Origin of the sequence: Mesotoga infera (assembly GCA_011045915.1) — a bacterium.
GTDB classification, from domain to species: Bacteria; Thermotogota; Thermotogae; order Petrotogales; family Kosmotogaceae; genus Mesotoga; species Mesotoga infera_D.
Map to the genome: position 1 here is coordinate 1 of DSBT01000221.1, position 3,219 is coordinate 3,219.

General features: G+C 49.5%; 3 protein-coding genes. All 3 read left to right on the forward strand.

What is annotated here, in order from left to right; genetic code table 11:
* Nucleotides 1-781: ABC transporter permease (locus ENN47_07785; protein ID HDP78068.1), on the forward strand; the 781-nt coding region annotated here is incomplete at its 5' end.
* 20 nt (nucleotides 782-801) lie between these two features.
* Nucleotides 802-1,773 carry an ABC transporter ATP-binding protein gene (locus ENN47_07790; protein HDP78069.1) on the forward strand — a complete coding sequence of 324 codons (972 nt, stop codon included), beginning with the start codon at nucleotides 802-804 and terminating at the stop codon, nucleotides 1,771-1,773.
* Nucleotides 1,770-2,738 (forward strand): ABC transporter ATP-binding protein, encoded by a 969-nt coding sequence (locus ENN47_07795; protein ID HDP78070.1) that lies wholly within the window; start codon nucleotides 1,770-1,772, stop codon nucleotides 2,736-2,738. Before ENN47_07790 ends, ENN47_07795 begins: the two co-directional genes overlap by 4 nt.
* The last annotated feature ends 481 nt before the right edge of the window (nucleotides 2,739-3,219 follow it).

Consider the following 3,219-nt stretch of genomic DNA (forward strand, 5'->3'; position numbering starts at 1 on the left):
CGATGAATTCACAGAACGAAGAGTCTACACTCAATCGATTGCGACCACATATGAGAAAGTCACAACAAAACTCCCGCTAAATGCAAAACCCTCAAGAGAACACTTGCTCGGAACGACGAAGGCCGGGCAGGATCTCTTTTCTCAGATGGTTTACGGAACGAGAATCACACTTTCCGTAGGGCTTGTAACAGGACTGTTCACTACTGCTCTCGCCCTCACACTCGCGCTTGTGGCCGGGTATTTCGGGGGCATTGTGGATGACATCATCTCTCTGTTTACAAACGTCTTCCTTGTCATCCCGAGCCTCCCGCTGATGATAGTCATTGCCGCGTATATAACGGTCAGGGGAGTTATTCCAATCGTCCTTATACTTGGACTCACAAGCTGGCCCTGGCCTACAAGGATACTCCGCTCCCAAGTTGTCAGTCTTAAGAACAGGGATTTCGTCAGGGTGTCAAGAGTCCTTGGTGAGAAGCCCCTCTACATAGTTTTCAGGGAGATTCTGCCCAACATGATTTCACTTGTAATGGCTTCCTTTTTTACGTCGACAATGGCGGCGATCATGGGAGAGGCCACTCTTGAGTTCTTGGGACTAGGCAATGTCTCGATAGTGAGCTGGGGAACGATCCTATACTGGGCTCAAAACAGCGGAGCTCTTCTGTCGGGCGCGTGGTGGTGGTTCCTCCCTCCGGGTATCTGCATAGCTTTAATCGGGACTTCGTTTGCGCTCATGAATTTTGCCATCGACGAGATCTCCAATCCCAAACTAAGAAAGAGATGATTGAGTTGGATAGAAGCGAGATGACTCCTTTACTTCAGTGCAAGGATCTTGTGGCCGGTTACAGAATCAAGAGCGGCTTTGTCCATGCTGTGGACGACGTCTCGTTTGACCTCGATAGAGGTGGCTTCCTGGGCATTGCCGGCGAATCGGGATGTGGAAAATCAACTCTGGCCTATGCGATCATGAGACTTCTCAAAGATAACGCCACTATAGAAAGCGGCAGTTTGATTTTCGAGGGCACCGATCTGGTGAAACTCAATGAGGAGCAGATGAAGAAGATCCGATGGGTCGATATTTCGATGGCGTTCCAGTCTGCCATGAATGCACTAAACCCGGTTCTTTCAGTCGGTGAGCAGCTCATTGATGCAATACATGCCCACGGAGAAGCGTCGCAATCAAACGCTCGCGACAGGGCTATTGAAGTGTTGAAGCTGGTAGACATTCCTAGAGATAGGTTCAACTCATACCCTCATCAGCTTTCGGGAGGAATGAAACAGAGGGTCATGATTGCGATGGCTCTGATCCTGAACCCCGAATTGATCATAATGGATGAACCGACAACGGCGCTGGATGTTGTTGTGCAGCGAACGATAATCGAGAAGATACAGGAGCTTAGGAAGACTCTGGGATTTTCGGTAATATTCATCACCCACGATCTCTCATTGCTTGTGGAGATCAGTGACACTTTGGCCATCATGTACGCGGGTAAGATCGTGGAGTACGGATCCTCGGAATCTCTATTCAGTCGGCCCCTGCATCCATACACGAAAGGCCTTATGAACTCCTTCCCGTCCCTCACAGACAAGATAGAACGGATGGGCGGAATCGAAGGAAAGCCTCCAGACCTTTTGAATCCGCCTGAGGGCTGCAGATTTCACCCTCGTTGTCCACAGGTGATGCCCATTTGCAGAGAGTCCTGTCCCTTACTGGAGAGAATCGGCGACCGCCACAGCGTCGCTTGTTTTCTTCACAAAGGAGCTGAGGACTGGTGAACGAGAATATCCTGGTTCTTGAAGGAGTCAACAAACACTTCCCCCTGAACTCTTTCAGAATGCGTGGAAAGGTTGTTCATGCAATGGACGACGTGTCTTTTTCTCTGCGAAGAGGGGAAGTGCTCGCGATAGTTGGAGAGTCCGGCAGCGGAAAAACTACAACTGCAAACGTAATAAGCAGGATCTACAGACAAACGGCAGGCAGAGTAGCTTTTGAAGGAAGAGAACTGAGCGGCAGCATGTCACGAAAAGAAGAGCTGAAACACCACAAGAGGGTCCAGATGATATTTCAGGACCCTTTCGGAGCATTGAATCCGACAAGAACGATAGGCGGGATTATGGAACGGCCGTTCATTATTCACAAGATTGCGAAAGAAAAGAGATCGGTACAGGAAATGGTAGACAACATACTCACTCAGGTAGGCCTTGAGCCGCCGGAGCAGTTCACTCGCAAGTTTCCCCATGAACTATCTGGCGGTCAGAGACAAAGGGTGAATATCGCAAGAGCCTTCTCTGTCGAGCCAGACCTCATTCTGGCCGACGAGCCCACTTCAATGCTCGACGTATCCAACAGGATGAGCATTATGAACATGATGCTAAACCTCAAAGAGCGACATGGAGTATCCTTCATATACATAACTCATGATCTCGCAGGCGCCCGTTATATGAGCGACAGGATAATAGTCATGTATGCCGGCATGATCATGGAGATCGGTCCGGCAGAAGAAGTGATAAACAACTCCTTTCACCCGTATACGAGACTGTTGAAATCGGCCGCTCCAGCTCCTGAAATTGGACTCAAGCGTAAACCACTGACAACCGGAGGAGACATCCCCTCGCTAATCGACCCTCCCGGCGGTTGCCGCTTCCACCCACGCTGTCCGTTCGCCAGAGAAACGTGTTCTACGCAGATACCGGAGATCAAGAAGATTGGCGAGGACCACTACGCCAGATGCATTCTCTAGAGTAGTCCCGGTTCGACAGCTATAAGCCAGAAACAGCCGAAAGATCATCACTTCCACAAAAAAAGTAGTCATACAGAAGGTTAACCCATAGCTGATGCAAAAGTTTCTCAGAGATTTCCAGACTTCATTGAGGAGAGGGCTCTTTCCAAACTACCGTGTGCAAGCATATTGAATCGGAGGCCCCCGCGAATTGCGACCTATGGTCTTTCACAGCGGGAAGCCATAGTGTAATCAGAGTAACGATCCTCTGGTATAGATTCAACACCAAACTTCTCTGGGGATTCCGGTAAGGGAAATTATCTTCTGTATGTAATGCAATCATCAGCTGGAAGACTGCTCGATGTTACCCACGACCAGGGGGTTCTCGCTCTTTTTTATGCTTCTCTTCAAGTACGAGAGAAAGTCTTCGGGCGGCTGATGGTCTCTGAACCCTTCGCCAATCTCTTCGGATTCTTTCTCATCGAGCGTCACGGATAACGTA